The organism is Clostridium tetanomorphum (assembly GCF_017873215.1).
Taxonomy (GTDB): Bacteria; Bacillota; Clostridia; order Clostridiales; family Clostridiaceae; genus Clostridium_AO; species Clostridium_AO tetanomorphum.
In genome coordinates this window covers 53,027-72,632 of sequence record NZ_JAGGKA010000005.1, presented here as the reverse complement: position 1 = coordinate 72,632, position 19,606 = coordinate 53,027, and the positions used below count along the sequence as shown (strand labels likewise).

General features: G+C 29.2%; 19 protein-coding genes. All 19 read left to right on the top strand.

All coding sequences use genetic code 11. The annotated features are described in order from the left end of the window. Positions 1-4: 4 nt before the first annotated feature. Positions 5-1,327, top strand: a complete 1,323-nt coding sequence (locus tag J2Z24_RS06225; RefSeq protein ID WP_035145388.1) for a Na+/H+ antiporter NhaC family protein — start codon at positions 5-7, stop codon at positions 1,325-1,327. A 164-nt stretch (positions 1,328-1,491) separates the two neighbouring features. Further along, entirely contained in the window at positions 1,492-1,953 is a 462-nt protein-coding gene (locus tag J2Z24_RS06220; protein ID WP_035145387.1) for a COG2426 family protein, read from the top strand. A gap of 218 nt (positions 1,954-2,171) precedes the next feature. Then, the gene (locus J2Z24_RS06215; RefSeq protein ID WP_035145385.1) at positions 2,172-2,525 is read left to right on the top strand and encodes a DUF6514 family protein; all 354 of its coding nucleotides are present in this window, start codon (positions 2,172-2,174) and stop codon (positions 2,523-2,525) included. Positions 2,526-2,590: 65 nt separating this feature from the next. Next, the gene (gene acpS, locus J2Z24_RS06210; protein WP_035145384.1) at positions 2,591-2,962 is read left to right on the top strand and encodes a holo-ACP synthase; all 372 of its coding nucleotides are present in this window, start codon (positions 2,591-2,593) and stop codon (positions 2,960-2,962) included. Between the two features lie 4 nt (positions 2,963-2,966). Further along, positions 2,967-4,469 (top strand): bifunctional ADP-dependent NAD(P)H-hydrate dehydratase/NAD(P)H-hydrate epimerase, encoded by a 1,503-nt coding sequence (locus tag J2Z24_RS06205; RefSeq protein ID WP_035145382.1) that lies wholly within the window; start codon positions 2,967-2,969, stop codon positions 4,467-4,469. A gap of 87 nt (positions 4,470-4,556) precedes the next feature. Then, positions 4,557-5,165: a germination lipoprotein GerS-related protein gene (locus tag J2Z24_RS06200; protein ID WP_035145380.1), complete on the top strand. Its 609-nt coding sequence runs from the start codon at positions 4,557-4,559 to the stop codon at positions 5,163-5,165. Positions 5,166-5,181: 16 nt separating this feature from the next. Further along, positions 5,182-6,342 carry an alanine racemase gene (gene alr, locus J2Z24_RS06195; RefSeq protein WP_035145378.1) on the top strand — a complete coding sequence of 387 codons (1,161 nt, stop codon included), beginning with the start codon at positions 5,182-5,184 and terminating at the stop codon, positions 6,340-6,342. Positions 6,343-6,461: 119 nt separating this feature from the next. Next, the gene (locus tag J2Z24_RS06190) at positions 6,462-6,782 is read left to right on the top strand and encodes a hypothetical protein (RefSeq protein WP_035145377.1); all 321 of its coding nucleotides are present in this window, start codon (positions 6,462-6,464) and stop codon (positions 6,780-6,782) included. Continuing rightward, the gene (locus tag J2Z24_RS06185; RefSeq protein WP_035145376.1) at positions 6,742-7,095 is read left to right on the top strand and encodes a type II toxin-antitoxin system PemK/MazF family toxin; all 354 of its coding nucleotides are present in this window, start codon (positions 6,742-6,744) and stop codon (positions 7,093-7,095) included. Before J2Z24_RS06190 ends, J2Z24_RS06185 begins: the two co-directional genes overlap by 41 nt. Positions 7,096-7,178: 83 nt before the next feature. Beyond that, on the top strand, positions 7,179-8,003 hold the full coding sequence (locus J2Z24_RS06180) for a transketolase (RefSeq protein ID WP_035145374.1): 825 nt from the start codon (positions 7,179-7,181) through the stop codon (positions 8,001-8,003). Beyond that, positions 8,003-8,944, top strand: coding sequence for a transketolase family protein (locus tag J2Z24_RS06175; protein WP_035145372.1), 942 nt, complete (start codon positions 8,003-8,005; stop codon positions 8,942-8,944). The genes J2Z24_RS06180 and J2Z24_RS06175 overlap by 1 nt, the downstream gene beginning before the upstream one ends. Before the next feature lie 72 nt (positions 8,945-9,016). Continuing rightward, positions 9,017-9,364, top strand: coding sequence for a hypothetical protein (locus tag J2Z24_RS21310; RefSeq protein ID WP_035145371.1), 348 nt, complete (start codon positions 9,017-9,019; stop codon positions 9,362-9,364). A 25-nt stretch (positions 9,365-9,389) separates the two neighbouring features. Further along, positions 9,390-10,244, top strand: coding sequence for a YitT family protein (locus J2Z24_RS06165; RefSeq protein ID WP_035145369.1), 855 nt, complete (start codon positions 9,390-9,392; stop codon positions 10,242-10,244). A gap of 186 nt (positions 10,245-10,430) precedes the next feature. After that, the gene (ftsE, locus tag J2Z24_RS06160; protein ID WP_035145368.1) at positions 10,431-11,117 is read left to right on the top strand and encodes a cell division ATP-binding protein FtsE; all 687 of its coding nucleotides are present in this window, start codon (positions 10,431-10,433) and stop codon (positions 11,115-11,117) included. Next, positions 11,107-11,997 (top strand): permease-like cell division protein FtsX, encoded by an 891-nt coding sequence (gene ftsX, locus J2Z24_RS06155; protein WP_035145367.1) that lies wholly within the window; start codon positions 11,107-11,109, stop codon positions 11,995-11,997. Before ftsE ends, ftsX begins: the two co-directional genes overlap by 11 nt. Positions 11,998-12,225: 228 nt before the next feature. After that, entirely contained in the window at positions 12,226-13,422 is a 1,197-nt protein-coding gene (locus J2Z24_RS06150; protein WP_035145366.1) for a S41 family peptidase, read from the top strand. 20 nt (positions 13,423-13,442) lie between these two features. Continuing rightward, entirely contained in the window at positions 13,443-14,738 is a 1,296-nt protein-coding gene (locus tag J2Z24_RS06145) for a PDZ domain-containing protein (protein WP_035145364.1), read from the top strand. Between the two features lie 2 nt (positions 14,739-14,740). After that, the gene (gene uvrB / locus J2Z24_RS06140; RefSeq protein WP_035145363.1) at positions 14,741-16,729 is read left to right on the top strand and encodes an excinuclease ABC subunit UvrB; all 1,989 of its coding nucleotides are present in this window, start codon (positions 14,741-14,743) and stop codon (positions 16,727-16,729) included. Positions 16,730-16,758: 29 nt separating this feature from the next. Continuing rightward, positions 16,759-19,581, top strand: a complete 2,823-nt coding sequence (uvrA, locus tag J2Z24_RS06135) for an excinuclease ABC subunit UvrA (protein WP_035145361.1) — start codon at positions 16,759-16,761, stop codon at positions 19,579-19,581. Positions 19,582-19,606 lie beyond the last annotated feature (25 nt).

The following is a 19,606-nucleotide window of genomic DNA, read 5'->3' as shown; positions in this document are numbered from 1 at the left end:
ATTAATGAAAGATACGAAGTCAAAAGGAAGGGCAGTAGCATTATTACCTTTATTAGTTTTTATAACATTATATGTATTAATAGCACTTATTTCAAAAGATTTTTATGCTATGCCTGTTAGTGTACCTTTTCTTATTGCCGCTATTTTTGCATTGTTAATGAATAGAAAAGAAAAAATATCAAGAAAATTAGATATATTTTGCAAAGGAGCAGGAGAGCCAAATATTATATTGATGTGTATAATATTTATATTAGCAGGAGCTTTTGCACAAGTAGCAAAAGACATGGGAGCAGTTGAATCCACTGTGAATTTAGGATTATCTATTTTACCAAGTAATATATTAATATCAGGAATATTTATTATAGCGTGCTTTATTTCTATTTCTATTGGAACATCTATGGGAACTATAGTAGCATTAGCACCAATGGCTATTGGTATTTCAGAAAAAACCGGTATCACATTAGCTTTAGTTATAGGTGCAGCAGTTGGAGGAGCTATGTTTGGAGACAATCTTTCTATGATATCAGATACTACTATTGCTGCTACTAGAACTCAAGGATGTGATTTGAAAGATAAATTTAAAACAAACTTTTTTATAGTATTACCAGCAGCAATTGTAACAGCTATTATATTTGCCATAATTACTTCAGGTAATCATATTAACTTATCAGCACAATATACTTATAGCTTTTTAAAAGTTCTTCCTTATTTATCTGTACTTATCGCTGCACTTTTAGGAGTAAATGTTTTATTGGTGTTAGTAGGAGGAACAGTATTTTCAGGGATAATAGGGATTACTAGTGGAGCCTTCAGTTTTATAGGATTTTTACAATCAATAGCTAAGGGCATTAATGGCATGTCTGAATTAGTTATTATATCATTAATTATTGGAGGTACAGTAGAATTGATAAAGTTTAATGGAGGAATAGATTTTTTATTAAGCTTTATTACTAATAGAGTAAAAGGAAGAAGAGGAGCAGAGTTTGGAATAGCTTTATTAGTATCTTTAGTTGATATATGTACAGCTAATAATACTATTGCTATTGTTATGACAGGACCTATAGCTAAAGATATATCAGAAGAATATGGTATAGAACCACAGAAAACAGCTAGTTTATTAGATACTTTTTCATGTTTTTGTCAAGGAATAATACCTTATGGAGCTCAACTATTAGCAGCTTCAGGGCTTACTAAGATATCTCCATTTTTAATTATGAAATATCTATATTACCCTTATTTAATGGGATTATGCGCTATAATAGCTATAATGTTGGGAATACCTAAAGTTAAATCAGTTTCAAAAGAAAATTTTGCAAAGGGAGCATAATATATTTTAAGTATATAAATAAAGCTGGAGTTAATTTTAAAAACTCCAGCTTTATTACTTTATTATAAAGAAAAATGAATTATATATTGAAAAAGAATATAAATACTCATTATAATGTATTTAATGTAAATATATAATATTATGATTTTAAAAGGAGAAATACTATGAATTTATTTAAGGTTTTTATTATGTCAGCAGTACCAGTTCTTGAACAAAGAGGAGCAATACCTTTAGGAATACTGTATTATAATATGAATCCAGCTTTGATTTTTCTTGTAAGTTTTTTAGGAAGTTTGCTACCAGTTCCATTTATATTGTTGCTTTTTAACTCTATATTTAAATGGATGAAAAAGTATAAAATATTTGATTCTATTAATAATTTAATAGAAAATAAAATAAGAAAAAATACTGGAAAAATTGAAAAGTATAAAGAAATAGGATTGATTACATTTGTAGCAATACCATTACCAACTACAGGACTATGGACAGGAAGTGCTGTTGCAGCTTTTTTAGGGTTAGATTTTAAGAAATCTTTGTTATGCACAACAATAGGTGCAATAATATCAGCATTTTTAATAACTATATTATGTATAATATTTCCAACATTTTTTAAGTATAGTATATAAAATATAGTCAAATTGGTCAAACATTCGACAGTTAGCTGCTATTTTGATAACATATATTCCCATAACAGTAATATATGTATAATGAATATTAATATTTAATGAAGTTAATGTCATATTAGAGAGATAAGTTTTAAATCCCTTTATCATGAATTGACAGCTTTTTTTTAAAATAGGTGTTAATATAATATTAAAGATAAGTGTGTGGGGGGATTAAGAATATGGTAGTTGTAGAAAATTTAATTAGATGCAGTAAAGAAGGAGAAGTTGAGTATAATTATTATTATAGGATTCTTAAAGATAAAGTAGTTTTAGATTATAATGGAGAATCAACTGAAGTCCAATCCTACGGTATAGAGATTGAAAGACAAGATATTATTGACGAGAATATAATAAATATTGAGAGAGATTATGTAAAATGTATAAGTCCACAAAGACATAAAGTACATAAGTTGTTAAAACTTTTACATGAAAATGCTGTATCACCAATTCATTTAATAGATGTACTAGGAGAATATATAGACGAATATATTATAGATTTTGATAAAGAACTAATGAATATAGCAACAAATTAAAAATTATTTTATACTAAAATAGAGGTGAAAACCTCTATTTTTGCATTATACAAGGAGGTGTATCTTTGATTTTTGGAGTAGGCACAGATATAGTAGAAATAGAAAGAATTAATAATGTTATAAGGAGGAATCCTAATTTTTTAAATAGAATATTTACTGATAAAGAGCTAGAGTATTTTAAAAGTAAAAATTTTAAAGGAGAAACTATAGCAGGAGGATTTGCAGCAAAAGAGGCTATAGTTAAAGCTTTTGGAACAGGTTTTAGAAATTTTAGTATTAAGGACATAGAAGTATTAAGAGATGATTTGGGGAAGCCTGTAGTATATGTAAATGGTAAGGCGAGAGAGTTATTAAAGAATTATTGTAATTATAAAATTCACATAAGTATATCTCATAATAGGGAAAATGCTATTGCTTATGCATTGATGGAGGTGTAATAATATGAAAATTGCTACTGCTGAAATAGTTAAAAGTGTAGATAACTTTTGCATAAATTACCTTAAAATTCCAGGAATTATTTTGATGGAGAATGCTGCTATTAAAATTTTAAAGAATTTAGATTTAGACAGGGTTAATTCTTTTACAATAGTTTGTGGCAAGGGAAATAATGGAGGAGATGGATTTGCTGTTGCTAGACATTTGATAGCTATGAAAAAAGATATAGAGATATTTTTAGTAGGCGGAGAACAGGGCATGAGCCAAGATTGTAATACGAACTATTCTATATTGAAAAATATTGGAGTAAATATAAATTTTATAAACAATGTAGAAGATATAAATGAATTAAGAGAAGTTATACAAAAAAGTGATATTACAATAGATGCAATATTTGGTACTGGATTAAGTAGAAAAATTGAAGGTATATATGATTCTGTAATATCAGTTATTAATGAAAATAGTAGATACACTTTAGCAATAGATATTCCTTCAGGGCTAAATAGTAATAATGGAGAAATATTGGGTAATTGTATTAGGGCAAATAAAACAGTATGTCTTGCATTATATAAAAAAGGATTTTTGAGCTATGGAACTGATAAGGTGACAGGAGATATAATAGTAGAAGATATAGGAATACCAGAAGAAGTTATTAATAAATTTCATGAAAATGAATTTATTATGGATAAGAATATGATTAAAAAGTATACATTTACTAGAGAAAAATATTCTCATAAAGGGGATTATGGTAGAGCATTAATCATAGCTGGATCTAAAGGTTATACAGGAGCAGCATATATAGCCACAGAAGCAGCAGTAAGAACAGGAGCAGGACTTGTTACACTATGTACTAATAAAGATGTTTATGATACTTTAAGCTATAAACTTGTAGAGGCTATGAGTATTTCTTTTGATGATAAGGATAAATTTAAACAGCTTCTTTATAAAAGTAATTCTATTGCTATAGGCCCAGGATTAGGAGATAATGAAGTAACTTTTAATATTGTTAAGAAAACTATAGAAAATTCTAATTGTCCTATAGTAATGGATGCAGATGCTATTAATGTATTAAAAAATAAAACTGATATTTTAAATAATAAAAAAAGTGAAGTAGTATTAACTCCTCATTTGGGAGAGATGGCAAGATTAACAAATATGTCTATTGAATACATAAAAAAGAATAGGATAAAAGTTGCAAAAGAATTTGCTAAAAAATATAAAGTTATAGTGCTTTTAAAGGGGTATAATACAATAATAACTAATGGAGATAAACTAATAATTAACCCAACAGGAAATAGTGCTATGGCTTCTGGGGGAATGGGAGACTGTTTAACAGGAATAATAACTTCTTTTATAGCTCAGGGTTATGAACCTATGATGGCTGCAGCTATTGGAGCTTTTATACATGGATATTGTGGAGAAAAATTATCAAATAATATGTTTTGTGTTAATGCAACTCATATTTTAGATAAATTACCTATAGCAATAAAGGAAATTCAAAATTTATAATTTTATAGTGAACTATATCAGAATATTAAATTAATAATAGGAATAGTATTAATAATATAAACAATTCATTTCTTATAGGGGGACTATATGAGAAAAAAATTATTAATATTTCCTGTTATTTTTTTTGTTTTTTCTATTATCTTAGTTTCATGTAAATTTAAAGAAGACAAAAGTGAAAAAAATATAGAGTTTATAAAAAATCTTAAAAGCTACAGTTGTAATTGCATTGTAACTTTAGAAAATGATAGACAAAGTTTAGAGTATAATTGCAAGCAATATTATGATAGAAAAATAGGGGGAAGAGTGGACATAGACGAGAATAGAAGACTGATATATAAAAATGACAAAATATATGTAGGTGATTTAAAATCCGGTGCTAAATATACTTTAGATGAAGATTTTGATGCTATATTTAAAATTAGTATGGTAGGAGAATATATTCGTTTGATGTATACTAATGAAGAGATGAAAATTTCTACAAAGAATGTAGATGGAATAGAATATACTGTAGTAGAACTTATAATACCAGGATTAAATAGAAATTTGCATAAAGGAAAAATGTATATTAATAGTAAGGATAACTTGCCAGAGAAACTTCAAATATTTGATAGGAATAATAAAGAAAAAGTAAGAGTTGTATATAAAGAATTTAATCCTAATGCGGAAATAAATACTGAATTTTTTAATGAAAATTAGAAGGGTGGAATAAATCTTGTTTAGACATTTAAGACCAGTTTGGGCGGAAATAGATTTAGATAGTTTAGCGTATAACATGCAGCAAATAAAAAAGTCGTCTAAAAGTAGAGAAATAATAGGAGTTGTAAAAGCAGATGCATATGGACATGGGGCTTTAGATATAGCTCCTACTTTATTAGAGAACGGAGCTACACGATTAGCAGTAGCGGTAGTAAGTGAAGCAGTTGAACTTAGAAGAGGAGGAATAACTTGTCCTATTATGGTCTTAGGGTTTACTCCTGACTCTTTGGTAGATAGTATTTTAAAGAATGATATAGAACAGACTGTTTATAATTATGAATTAGCAGAAAAAATATCTAATATGGCATTACAAAAGGGGAAGGTTGCTAAGATACATATAGCTTTAGATACAGGCATGGGGAGAATAGGATTTTTACCAGATGAAAAAAGTGTAAATGAGGTATATAAAATAAGTAAATTGCCAAATATAATGATTGAGGGCTTATTTTCCCATTTTTCTACTGCGGATGATGAGGATAAAAGCTATACTAATACCCAATTTAATAAATTTAATTGGTTTTATGAAAAGTTAAAGGAAAAAGAGATAAATATTAATATTAGACATATTGCTAATAGTGCAGCGATTATTGATTTACCAGAAACTCATTTAGAAGGGGTTAGGCCAGGGATAATTCTTTATGGATATTATCCATCTAATAAGGTTTTAAAGGGTAAAATTCAATTGAAGCCTGTTATGACATTAAAAACAAATATAGTCCATTTAAAAGAAATGAGTAAGAATCAATATGTAAGTTATGGAAGGGCTTTTGAAACAGAAAGGAATAGTATTATTGGAACTTTACCTGTGGGCTATGCAGATGGATATACAAGATCCTTATTTAATAAAGCTAAGGTAATAGTTAATGGTAAGTTTGCACCAGTAGTAGGTAAAATATGTATGGATCAATGTATGATAGATGTAACGGATATAGGAAAAGTTGAAGTTGGAGATGAAGTTATTTTAATGGGAGAATATAATGATTTAAAATTAACTGCTGATGAAATTGCAGAGCTATTGGGAACTATTAATTATGAAATAACTTGTATGATAAGCAAAAGAGTACCTAGAGTTTATATAAAAAACGGAGAAGTAATTAAGATAAGAAATTATGTATAAAATTACTAGGTGTTAAAATAAATAAAATACTAAAATTCCTTTGACATTGTTGTAAAAATAGGATTATAATTGTTCTGTACATATCTTTTGCATAGGTTAATAGGAGGTATTAAATTTCAATGTCAGGTTCAAAGAGATTAGTAGTAAACCTCTCAGAAACACTAAATAATGAATTTAATAAAGCACTTAAAGAAGATTCTAAAAAAAGAAGTGAATTTATTCGTGAAGTTATAATACTATATATTGAGGAGAAAAAAAAATTAAAAGAAATGGAACAAATGAAAAAAGGGTATCTAGAAATGGCTAAAATAAATTTAGAGTTTGCAGAGATGGGCTTTGCAAGTGACATTAGAGAATTAAAAGAATATGAAGCGAAGCTTCCGGAGAGTGATTGGTCCGATGACAACAATAGTGAAAAGAGGAGATATATTCTATGCTGATTTAAGCCCTGTAGTTGGTTCAGAGCAGGGAGGGATAAGGCCTGTTATAATAATACAAAATGATGTAGGCAATAAATATAGTCCAACTGTTATTGTAGCAGCAATTACGTCTCAGATAAATAAAGCGAAACTACCTACTCATGTAGAAATTTCTTCTGAAGAGTATGGATTAAATAAGGATTCTGTGGTTTTGCTTGAACAAATAAGAACTTTAGATAAAAGAAGACTAAAAGAAAAAATAGGTCATATGACAAACTCAGATATGAAGAAAGTAGATGAATCACTTTTAATAAGCATAGGATTAAGACAGTAAGGGCGTTTAAGCCCTTACTTTTGTGTATTATGATATTGAATTAATAAAATATAAATTTTTAAATTTAACGGGAGGTTAAAAACATGAACAAAACTATAGAAGAACTTAAAGGCATAGCGAAACAAGTCAGAAAAGACATAGTAACTATGCTTACAGAATCACATTCTGGACATCCAGGTGGATCATTATCATCAGTGGAAATATTAGTGAGTTTATATTTTCATGAAATGAATTTAAATTCTAGCAACCATAAGGATTTAAATAGAGATAGATTTGTTCTTTCTAAAGGTCATGCAGCACCAGTATTATATAGCGTTTTAGCTAGAAAAGGATTTTTTAATATAGATGAATTAAAAAATCTTAGAAAGTTTGGCTCTATATTACAAGGACATCCTAATATGAATGAAGTACCAGGAGTAGATATGTCAACAGGTTCTTTAGGTCAAGGTATTTCAGCAGCTGTAGGTATGGCTATAGCTGGGAAAATTGATAAAAAGGATTATAGAGTATATTCTTTACTTGGAGATGGAGAGTTGGAGGAAGGACAGGTATGGGAAGCAGCTATGGCAGCGGCTCATTATAAACTAGGAAATTTAACTGCTTTTGTAGATAATAATGGATTACAAATAGATGGTCCATGTACAGAAGTTATGTCTCCAGAACCAGTAACTGATAAGTTTAAAGCTTTTGGATGGAAGGTTTTATTAATAGATGGACATAATTTTGAAGAAATTATAAATGCTATAGAAGAAGCTAAAAAAGTTGAAGATAAACCAACAGTTATTGTTTGTAAAACTGTAAAGGGAAAAGGTGTATCATTTATGGAGAATCAGGCAGGATGGCATGGTACTGCTCCTAATATAGAACAATGTGAACAGGCATTAAAAGAAATAGGAGGGGAAGAATAATGTCAAATAAAATAGCTACAAGAGAAGCTTATGGAAAAACATTAGCTGAATTAGGAACAAATAATTCTAAAATAGTAGTTTTAGATGCAGATTTATCTAAGTCAACAAAAACAGCAGATTTTAAGAAGGTATGCCCTGAAAGATTCATTAATATGGGAATAGCAGAAGGGAATATGATGACAGTAGCGGCAGGAATATCAACCTGTGATAAAATTCCTTTTGTCAGTACTTTCGCTATATTTGCTACTGGAAGAGCTTATGAGCAAATTAGAAATTCTATTTGTTACCCTAATTTAAATGTAAAAATATGTGCTACTCATGCAGGTATAACAGTAGGAGAAGATGGGGCATCACATCAATCTGTAGAAGATATATCATTGATGAGAAGTGTTCCAAATATGGTGGTTATATCTCCTTCTGATTCTATAGAAACAGAGAAGGCTATAAAAGCTGTAGCTGAATATAATGGACCATGTTATGTAAGACTAGGAAGATCAGGAGTTCCAGTAATAAATGATTTTGGAGACTATGACTTTAAAATAGGAAAAGCGGTAAAATATAGAGATGGAAAAGATGCTACTATAATTGCTACAGGCATAATGGTAGATGCAGCTCTTGAAGCTTATAATATACTTGCAGAAGAAGGAATAAAAGTTAGAGTATTAAATATACATACAATTAAACCTATAGATGAAGAGGCAATAGTAAAAGCTGCTAGAGAAACAGGTGTTATTATTACTGCAGAAGAGCATAGCATTATTGGAGGACTTGGATCTGCTGTGTGTGAAGTAGTTAGTGAGAATCATCCAGTACCAGTAGTGAGAGTTGGAATAAAAGATACATTTGGAGAAAGCGGAAAACCAGAAGAATTATTGAAAGCTTATGGTTTAACAGCAGAAGACATAGTTAAAGCTGTTAGAAAAGGATTAAATTTAAAATAATTTTAAAAAAATTGCTTTAGAGGTTATTTTACTTCTAAGGCAATTTATTATATTAATAAAGTGAGGAATGCTATGAAAAAGTATTTAAAGGATATACTATATTGTATAAAGTTCTCTATTTATATTTTTTTAGGAGCTTTTTTAATAGGAGGACTAATAGGATTAATAGTTAAAGGAGCTAACATAATATATATAATGACGTGGGGAAGCAGAATAGCTCAGTATATATCTTTTTTTGGATTATTTATAGCAGCTATATCCTTTATGAATGAGAATTCTATGAGACCTTTAAATTATGAAGAAAATTGGAAAAGTTATTTTCAAAAGTTAAACCTAACTTTTGCTATATTTTTTATCTCTTTATTTATTTTAATTTTTTCAATAGTATGTCAAGATATAATATGGTTTTTTACTAGATAATTTTATATGAGAGTAAGGTGTTTTTATGAAAAAATTTAAAGAATATTTTTTCATTACATTAGGAGCACTTATGGTGGCTTTAGCTACAAAATTTTTTTTAGCGCCAAATAAGATAGCAGCAGGAGGAGTAATAGGAATAGCTATAATACTTAATAATTTTTTGCCATTCTTAAGTATAGGTTTTTTATCCTTGATAATGAATATAGTATTATTCATTATAGCTTTTATTTTCATAGGAAGTAAATTTGGAGGGAAAACCATATATGCTAGTATGAGTTTATCTATAATGATATGGTTTTTAGACAGAGCAGTTACTTTAAATGCTCCATTGACCTATGATCTTTTTTTGGCCTCAATATTTGGAATTATTATATCTGGAATAGGAATGGGAATAGTTTTTAATCAAAATGCATCTACAGGAGGAACAGATATACTTGCTAAAATAGGAAGTAAATTTATTGATGTACCAATAGGAAAATCACTTTTAGCTGTAGATTTTATAATTACTCTTTTTTCAGCTATTTCCTTCGGTATTGAAATAGGAATGTATTCATTATTAAGTGTTTTACTTAATGGATTTGTAATAGATATGGTCATAGAAGGATTAAATATATGTAAACAAATAATGGTAATAAGTGAAAAAAATGATGTTATAAGTAAATTTATAATTGAAGAATTAGAGAGAGGATGTACTATACTCAAAGGCATAGGAGGATATACGGGAAAGAATACTTATGTTCTGTATACGGTTTTAAGTAGAAGGGAATTTATAAAACTAAAAGAATATATAAAAGAAATAGATAATAAAGCTTTTATTACCGTAGGAGATGTACATGAAGTTTTAGGAGAAGGCTTTAAGGATATGGTTGGAGAAGAATAGTATGTTGTTACTGTCGGAATTAATTATTCGACAGTTTTTTGCTTTTCTACATTTTATTATAGTAAGTTACAATTAATAACTAAGTTAATAATAATTTAATATAATTTAATTGTAAAAAAAATTATTTATTATGTTATAATAGCAATAGTAACTTTTAAATTTGTAAAAATAAGAGGAGAGATTTTCATGATTGAGTTTAAAAATGTAAGTAAGATATATAATCATAATATATTCGCCCTATCAAATATAAACTTGACTATTGAAAAAGGAGAATTTGTTTTTTTAGTAGGACCAAGTGGAGCAGGAAAATCCACATTTATAAAATCCTTATTAAAAGAGGTTGATCCAACTAATGGAAGTATAATAGTAAATGGTGTAAACATAACTGAATTAAAAAGAAAAGATATACCATATTACAGAAGAAAGATAGGAGTTGTTTTTCAAGATTTTAGACTTATTGCAAATCTAAATGTATATGAAAATGTAGCATTTGCTATGAGAGCTATAGAAGCGCCTATGAGAGAAATAAGAAAAAAAGTTCCTATGGTTCTTTCTATGGTTGGATTATCAACAAAATATAAAGCTTTTCCACACGAACTATCAGGTGGAGAGCAACAAAGAGTATCATTAGCAAGAGCTATAGTTAACAATCCAGCATTACTTATTGCGGACGAGCCTACAGGAAATCTTGATCCTGATACTGCTATGGAAATAATGGACATACTTAATGATATTAATCATGGAGGAACTACAATTCTTATGGCGACTCACGCAAAAGATATAGTTGATAGTATGAGAAAAAGAGTTATAGCACTAGAAAAAGGTGTTGTGGTAAGAGATGAACAGAGAGGTGCATACGGATATGAGGATTAGTACATTTAAATATTTTGTGATAGATTCTTTAAAGAGTATAAAAAGAAATAGAACTATAAGTTTAGCATCTGCTGCTACTGTTGCAGCTACATTATTTATACTAGGAGTTTTTCTACTTGCAGCTCTAGATGTTAAACAAGTAATAAAAGATGTGGAATCAAAGGTAGAGGTAAAGATATTTTTAAATAATGATATAACAATAGGAGATGAAAAGGCTCTAAAATCTAAACTAAGTGGAATGAGTGAAATAAGTGATTTAAGATATGAAAGTAAAAAAGAAGCTATGGAAAAGTTTAAAGAAGACATAGGTGAGAATAATAAGGCGTTAGTTGAAGGATTAGAGAAGGAAAATCCTCTTCCAAATGCATACATAGTGAAGGTTAAAGATCCAGAAATGGTTTCAAAGGTTGTTGATTCTGTAAAAGGAATGAAAGGCATATATGCAATACAAGAAGGAAGAAAAATTGTAGATAAGATTATAACTATAACAAAGACCATAAAGTGGATAGGAATGGCATTGTTTGCAATACTTATAGGGGTTTCTTTATTTCTTATAGGAAATACTATAAAAATAACAGTTTATTCAAGAAGAAAAGAAATAGGAATAATGAAGTATATAGGAGCAACAGATTGGTTTATTAGATGGCCTTTTATAATTGAAGGAATGATAATAGGTCTTGTAGGATCAATTGTGGGATGTATATTATTATATTATGGATATAGCATTGTTTATACAAAGGCTTCAGCAACTTTATTCTTAGTTAAGTTTATACACCCTAGTTATGTTCTTACAACTATATCATGGCAGTTTTTATTAATGGGAATGTTAATAGGTTCAATAGGAAGTATATTGTCTATAAGAAAATTTCTTGCAGTTTAAATACACACATAAAAGTTATACTGGAAATGACACCCTGCTTATATAAGCAGGGTGTTTTATAAAGTTAAGTTTATAAGTAAATACCTATGATATAAATATTTTGCAAATTTATTTTTTTTAATGTTATAATTATTTATGATTTATATAAATATATATAGAGAGGCTTAAATAGATACATTATAAAAATATTTAACTTAAAGTGGCTGTGATACAAAGGAGTGAAATAAAATGAATAAGAAAAAGTGGATAGGGTGGACGATAGCTGTAGTGTTGATAACAAACATTATAACTTTTGTAGGAAGCAGTTTTATATCCTTATCTATACCTAATGGAAAAGTTATTATTAGCAGGGATGATTATAATAGAGTTTTGGAGTTTTCTAAATTATTTGGTATAAAGGAAATACTTGAAGCTAAGTATGATGGTAAAATAGACAATGCTGCCTTAGAAGAAGGAGCTATAAAAGGTATGACAGCAGCTCTAAATGATCCTTATACAACTTTTATGGATAAACAGGAATTTCAGGAATTTAATGCTCAAACAGAAGGAAATTATAGTGGAGTAGGATTACAAGTACAGGCAAAAGAAAAGAAAATATTAATAGTAGATATATTTGAAGATTCGCCAGCTAAAAAGGCTGGAATATTACCTAAAGATGAAATAGAAAAGGTAGATGGAAAAGCAGTTAGTGGGAAAGAATTAGATAAAGCAGTAGCCATGATGAAAGGTCCAGAAGGCACAAATGTAACTTTAACATTATACAGAGAAGGAAAAGGAAATTTTGATGTGACGTTAAAAAGATCTAAGATAAATCTTGTAACAATTAAAGGTGAAATGTTAAATAATAACATAGGATTAATTCAAATTGCTATGTTTGATGAAAATGGAGGTAAAAATTTAAAAAAGGAATTGGAAAGACTTAAAGGTAAAGGAATGCAGTCCTTGATTATTGATTTAAGAGGAAATCCTGGAGGTCTTCTAGATGAATGTGTAGATATGGTTTCAAATTTTATACCAAAAGGAAAGGTTATAGTTTCAACAATAGATAAGTATAAATCAGAAAAAAAATATAAGTCTAAAGGTGGAAATTATATAGGATTACCATTGGTAGTATTGACTAATGAAGGTTCCGCTAGTGCTTCTGAGATTTTTTCTGGAGCTATAAGGGATTATAAAGCAGGTACTTTAGTCGGAGAAAAAACTTTTGGTAAAGGAGTAGTTCAGACTTTAATAGATACAGGGGAAGGAACAGCATTAAAGGTTACAATATCCAAATACTATACTCCTAATGGAGAAAACATACATAAAATCGGAATAAAACCTGATGTGGAAGTTAAATATCCAGAAGAATTGCTAAAGAAGCCTTATAAAAGAGAAACAGACCCTCAATTTAATAAGGCCTTAGAGATACTACAGAAAAAATAAAGAGAGGAAATTAATAAACTATGGATATATTAATTTATACACTTAAGGCTCTATCTTTTGCATTGATAGATTCTTATTCAGCGCTTTTTTTAATAGTCTTAAGTATAGTTTTATATAGACAAAATAAAAAAACATCAAGTATGCAAAAAATGATTATCGGGGAGCAAATAAACTCCCCTTTTGAATTAACAATATCTCAAATAGTAATAGGAATTTTTGGAGGAATTTTAGCAAGTATACTTATGTCTTATTTAGGAGTAGCTTTTTATCAAAATTCTGCAATAGAAATTCTCTTTTTAATTTCTATATTTTTAATGATTTTTAATAGAAGGTTTATATGTTTTTCATATTCAGGAGCAATATTAGGAATATTGAGTGTTCTTAATACTATGATTGCAGCTTCATACGGGACAAAAGAACTAGAAATATTTAAATTTGATATAGCTTCACTAATGACTATGATAGCTATTCTGCATTTTGTAGAAGGTTTACTTATAATGGTAGATGGTAGTCGAGGAAGTGTGCCAGTTTTTACAAAACGACAAAATAGTATAATAGGTGGATTTGTAATGAAAAGGCAGTGGATATTACCTGTAGCTTTATTTATAATTCTTAAAGATAAATCTTTAGTGGACATAACCTCTACAACTCCAATGCCTAATTGGTGGCCAATTATAAATAGTACTATACCTATGGAAATTTTAAAGAAATCTATATTTATACTTTTGCCATTTTATGGGGTGTTGGGGTATGATAGTATAACATTTACTAAAAGTAAGAAAGACAAAGCTTTAAATTCAGGATTTTTTGTAATTTTATATGGTTTAGCATTATTTGGTTTGGCGCAGTTAGCACATATAAATACTACCTACAAGATTATAGTTATAATATTTGCACCATTAGCACATGAATTTATGATTTATTTGCAAAAATATAGAGAAGCTCAAGGAAAGCCTAAATATGTAAGCACAGATGGCATAAAGGTTTTATATGTAGCACCTAATTCTCCAGCAGCTTCTATGAATATTAAAAGTGGGGATTCATTAATTGGAATAAATGATAAGGAAATAGATACAGAAGAAGATATAATAGATATGATAACTAAAACTTCGGGAGATATTATTCTGAAAATAAAAAGAGCAAATGGAATAATTAAAGAAGTTGTATATGGAGGCGTTCACAGAAAGAATAGGCTTGGAATAGTATTTGTACCAAAGTATATACCTAAGAACAAATATATAGTTAAGTACACAGAGAATACTTTTTCACAAGTATTAGATAAAATTAAAAATAAAAATAAAGATGGTGAGGATTAGTTATGGGAGAGTTTAAAATACACTCTAAATTTAAGCCTACTGGAGACCAACCACAAGCTATAGAAAGTTTAGTTAAAGGAATACAAAAGGGTAATAAGTTTCAAACCCTTTTGGGAGTAACTGGGTCAGGAAAAACTTTTACTATGGCCAATATAATAGAAAAAGTAAAGAAACCAACTTTAGTATTGGCTCACAATAAAACTTTAGCAGCACAATTATGTTCTGAGTTTAGAGAATTCTTTCCTGAAAATTGCGTAGAATATTTTGTGTCTTATTATGATTACTATCAACCAGAAGCTTATGTACCTCAAACGGATACTTATATTGAAAAGGATGCTTCAATAAATGATGAAATAGATAAGTTAAGACATTCAGCTACCTCTGCTTTATTTGAAAGAAATGATGTAATTATTGTAGCTTCAGTATCTTGCATATATGGACTTGGTAATCCAGAAGAATATAAAAAGCTTACTATCTCTTTAAGAGAAGGTATGGAAAAGGACAGAGATGAAGTATTAAAAAAGCTTGTGGAGATACAATATGAAAGAAATGAGATTAATTTTGTTAGAGGAACTTTTAGAGTAAGAGGAGATATATTAGATATATTTCCAGCCTCATCTACTAACACAGCAATAAGAATAGAATTTTTTGGGGATGAAATAGAGAAGATAAAAGAATTTGATGTATTAACTGGTGAAACATTGGGAATTAGAAAACATGTATCTATATTTCCAGCATCTCACTTTGCTACTTCTAGTGATAGATTGCAAATGGCAATTAAAAAGATAGAAGAAGAATTAGAAGAAAGAGTCAGGGAGCTTGTATCACAGGATAAGTTGTTAGAAGCTCAAAGATTAAAACAAAGAACAAATTTTGATATAGAAATGATGCGAGAAGTAGGATATTGTAGTGGTATAGAAAATTATTCAAGAATAATGGATGGTAGAGCAGGCGGCACACCACCTCAAACTCTTTTAGATTATTTCCCTGATGACTTTCTATTCTTTATAGATGAAAGTCATGTAACATTACCACAGGTTAGAGGAATGTATGCAGGAGATAAATCACGAAAAAATACTTTAGTGGAATATGGGTTTAGACTTCCGTCTGCCTTTGACAATAGACCATTGCAATTTAACGAGTTTGAATCTAAGTTAAATACAGTAGTATTTGTTAGTGCTACTCCTGGAGATTATGAATTAGAGCATTCTGTAAATGTACCCGAACAAATTATAAGACCTACAGGATTACTAGATCCTGTAATAGTAGTAAGTCCAGTAAAGGGACAAATTGATGATTTATATTCTAATATTAAAGAAACTATAGATAAGGGATATAGAGTTTTAGTAACTACTCTAACTAAAAAAATGGCAGAGGATTTAACGAAATATTTTAAGGAAATGAATATAAAAACCAATTATTTGCATTCAGATATAGACACAATTGAAAGAATGAAGATAATAAGAGATTTAAGAAAAGGTGAATTTGATGTTTTAGTAGGAATAAACCTTCTTAGAGAAGGATTGGACATTCCTGAAGTTGCGTTAGTAGCTATATTAGATGCGGATAAAGAAGGATTTTTAAGATCAGATAGGTCCTTAATACAGATTATAGGAAGAGCAGCTAGAAACTCAGAAAGTAAAGTTATAATGTATGCAGACACCATTACAAAGTCTATGGATAGAGCTATTAAAGAAACAAATAGAAGAAGAAGTATACAAATTCAGTATAATAAAGAACATGGAATAGTACCTAAAACTATAATAAAGGATATAAGAGAAGTAATAGAGGCTACAAAAGTTGGAGAAGAAAAGGTTGAATACAATAGTTTAGAAGAGGCAATAAAGGCCAATAATGATGGTATAGAGAAGCTAATTGAGAAATATGAAGAGGAAATGAGGGAAGCATCCAAGGAATTACAATTTGAAAAGGCAGCAAAACTTAGAGACGATATATTTCAATTAAAAAAGAAACTCAAACAGAAAAAATAAAATAACTAAGGAGTGTAATAGATAAACTTATGATAGATAAAATAATTATAAAAGGAGCAAAAGTACACAATTTAAAGAATGTAAGTCTTCAAATACCCAGAGATAAATTTGTTGTGTTTACAGGACTTTCAGGTTCAGGAAAATCATCATTAGCTTTTGACACATTATATGCTGAAGGTCAAAGAAGGTATGTAGAATCTCTTTCTGCATATGCTAGACAATTTTTAGGACAAATGGATAAGCCAGATGTAGAGTATATAGAAGGACTTTCACCAGCTATATCTATAGATCAAAAAACCACTAGCAGAAATCCACGATCTACAGTAGGAACTGTTACAGAAATATATGATTATTTAAGATTATTATATTCTAGAATTGGAATACCACATTGTCCTAAATGTGGAAAGGAAATAAAACAACAAACAGTAGATCAGATGGTAGATAAAATCTTAGAGTTACCTGAAAGAACTAAGATTCAAGTGTTGGCACCAGTAGTTAGAGGAAGAAAAGGAGAACATATTAAAATTTTAGATAATATAAAGAAGAATGGATATGTAAGAGCTAGAGTAGATGGAATTACTATTGATTTAGAAGAGGAAGAAGTAAAACTTGAAAAAAACAAGAAGCATACTATAGAAGCGGTAATTGATAGATTAATGGTAAAGGAAGATATAAGAAGTAGACTTGCTGATTCAATAGAAATAGCATTAAAATTAGCAGAAGGTATGGTAGTTATAAATGTTATAGACAAAGAGGATATATTATTTAGCGAAAATTTTGGATGTCCGGATTGTGGAATAAGTATAGGGGAGATAGCTCCTAGGATGTTTTCATTTAATTCTCCTTTTGGTAAATGTGATAGTTGTGACGGATTAGGAACACTTTTGGAGATAGATGAGAATTTAGTTATTCCTGATAGAAGTAAGAGTATATCAGAAGGAGGAATATTACCTTGGAGCAATGTAGCTTTAAAGGAAGACTCCTGGACTTATAGTATTTTAAAAGCTTTATCTAAAGAATATAAATTCAAATTAGATACTCCTATAGAGAAGCTAGAACCAAAGGTTTTAGATATATTGCTTTATGGTTTAAGAGGAGAAAAGATAAAAGTTAAATATGAAAGAGAAAATGGAGTTATGGAATTCCAACATGCCTTTGAAGGAGTTATTAATAGTTTAAAGAGAAGATATATGGAAACAAACTCTGATTATATAAAGGATGAAATAGAAATTTATATGAGTGACAATCCATGTCAAAAATGTAAAGGGGCAAGATTAAAGCCAGAGGTTTTGGCTATAACTATAGGTGGAAAAAACATATTTGAATTTTGTAAGTTACCTATAAGGGAGGAACTAGAATTTTTAGAGGAAATTCAGTTTTCAGAAAAAGAAAAAATTATAAGCAGACAAATATTAAAAGAATTAAAGAGTAGATTAAAATTTTTAATAGATGTAGGACTAGACTATCTTGATTTAGCTAGAACTGCGGGAACGTTGTCAGGAGGAGAAGCACAAAGGATAAGACTTGCTACACAGATTGGTTCAAGTTTAGTTGGGGTTCTTTACATACTAGATGAACCTAGTATAGGACTTCACCAAAGAGATAATGATAGATTAATTAATACACTAAAGCATTTAAGGGATTTAGGAAATACATTAGTAGTAGTGGAACATGATGAGGATACTATAAGAGAAGCGGACTTTGTTGTTGACATAGGACCTGGCGCAGGTGAACATGGTGGAGAAGTTGTAGCAGCGGGAACAGTTGAGGAAATTTTAAATAACGATAAATCTATAACTGGTCAATATCTAAGTGGTAAAAAGAGAGTTGAAATTCCAGAAAAGAGAAGAAAAGATAATGGAAACTCAATAACAGTAAAAGGAGCTAAAGAAAATAACTTGAAAAATATAGATGTTAAGTTTCCTTTAGGAATTTTCACCTGTGTTACTGGAGTGTCAGGATCAGGGAAGAGTACTTTGGTTAATGAAATTCTTTACAAAGGATTAAATAAGCAATTAAATAACTCAAAAGAAAATCCAGGCAAATATAAGGAGATATTGGGAGTAGAGAATATAGATAAAATAATAAATATAGATCAAAGCCCTATAGGTAGAACTCCTAGATCTAACCCAGCTACATATACTGGGGTGTTTGATATAATAAGAGAAGTGTTTTCAAATACTTCAGAATCAAAAATGAGAGGATATAAGCCAGGAAGATTTAGTTTTAATGTAAAGGGTGGAAGATGTGAAGCATGTAGAGGAGATGGAATAATAAAAATTGAAATGCAATTTTTATCAGATGTATATGTACCTTGTGAAATTTGTAAAGGAAAAAGATATAATAGAGAAACTTTAGAGGTAAAGTACAAAGGAAAAAATATAGACGATGTATTGAATATGACTGTAGAAGAAGCATTAAAGTTTTTTGAAAATATTCCACGAATAAAGAATAAACTACAAACTTTATCTGATGTAGGGTTAGGATATATTAGATTAGGGCAACCTTCTACGCAGCTATCAGGAGGAGAAGCACAGAGAATTAAGTTGGCATATGAACTATCAAAAAGAAGTACAGGAAAAACATTATATATTTTAGATGAACCTACTACAGGACTTCATATTGATGATGTTAATAGATTAATATCAATATTGCAAAGATTAGTGGAGTCTGGAAATACTGTTGTAGTAATAGAACATAATTTAGATGTTATAAAATGTGCGGATTATATAATAGACTTAGGTCCAGAGGGTGGAGAAAAGGGTGGAACTATTGTAGGAACAGGAACACCCGAAAATATAAGCAAAATTAACAATTCGTATACAGGACATTATTTAAAAAAGATGTTATAATTTAATTTGGACTAGCATGAAACGT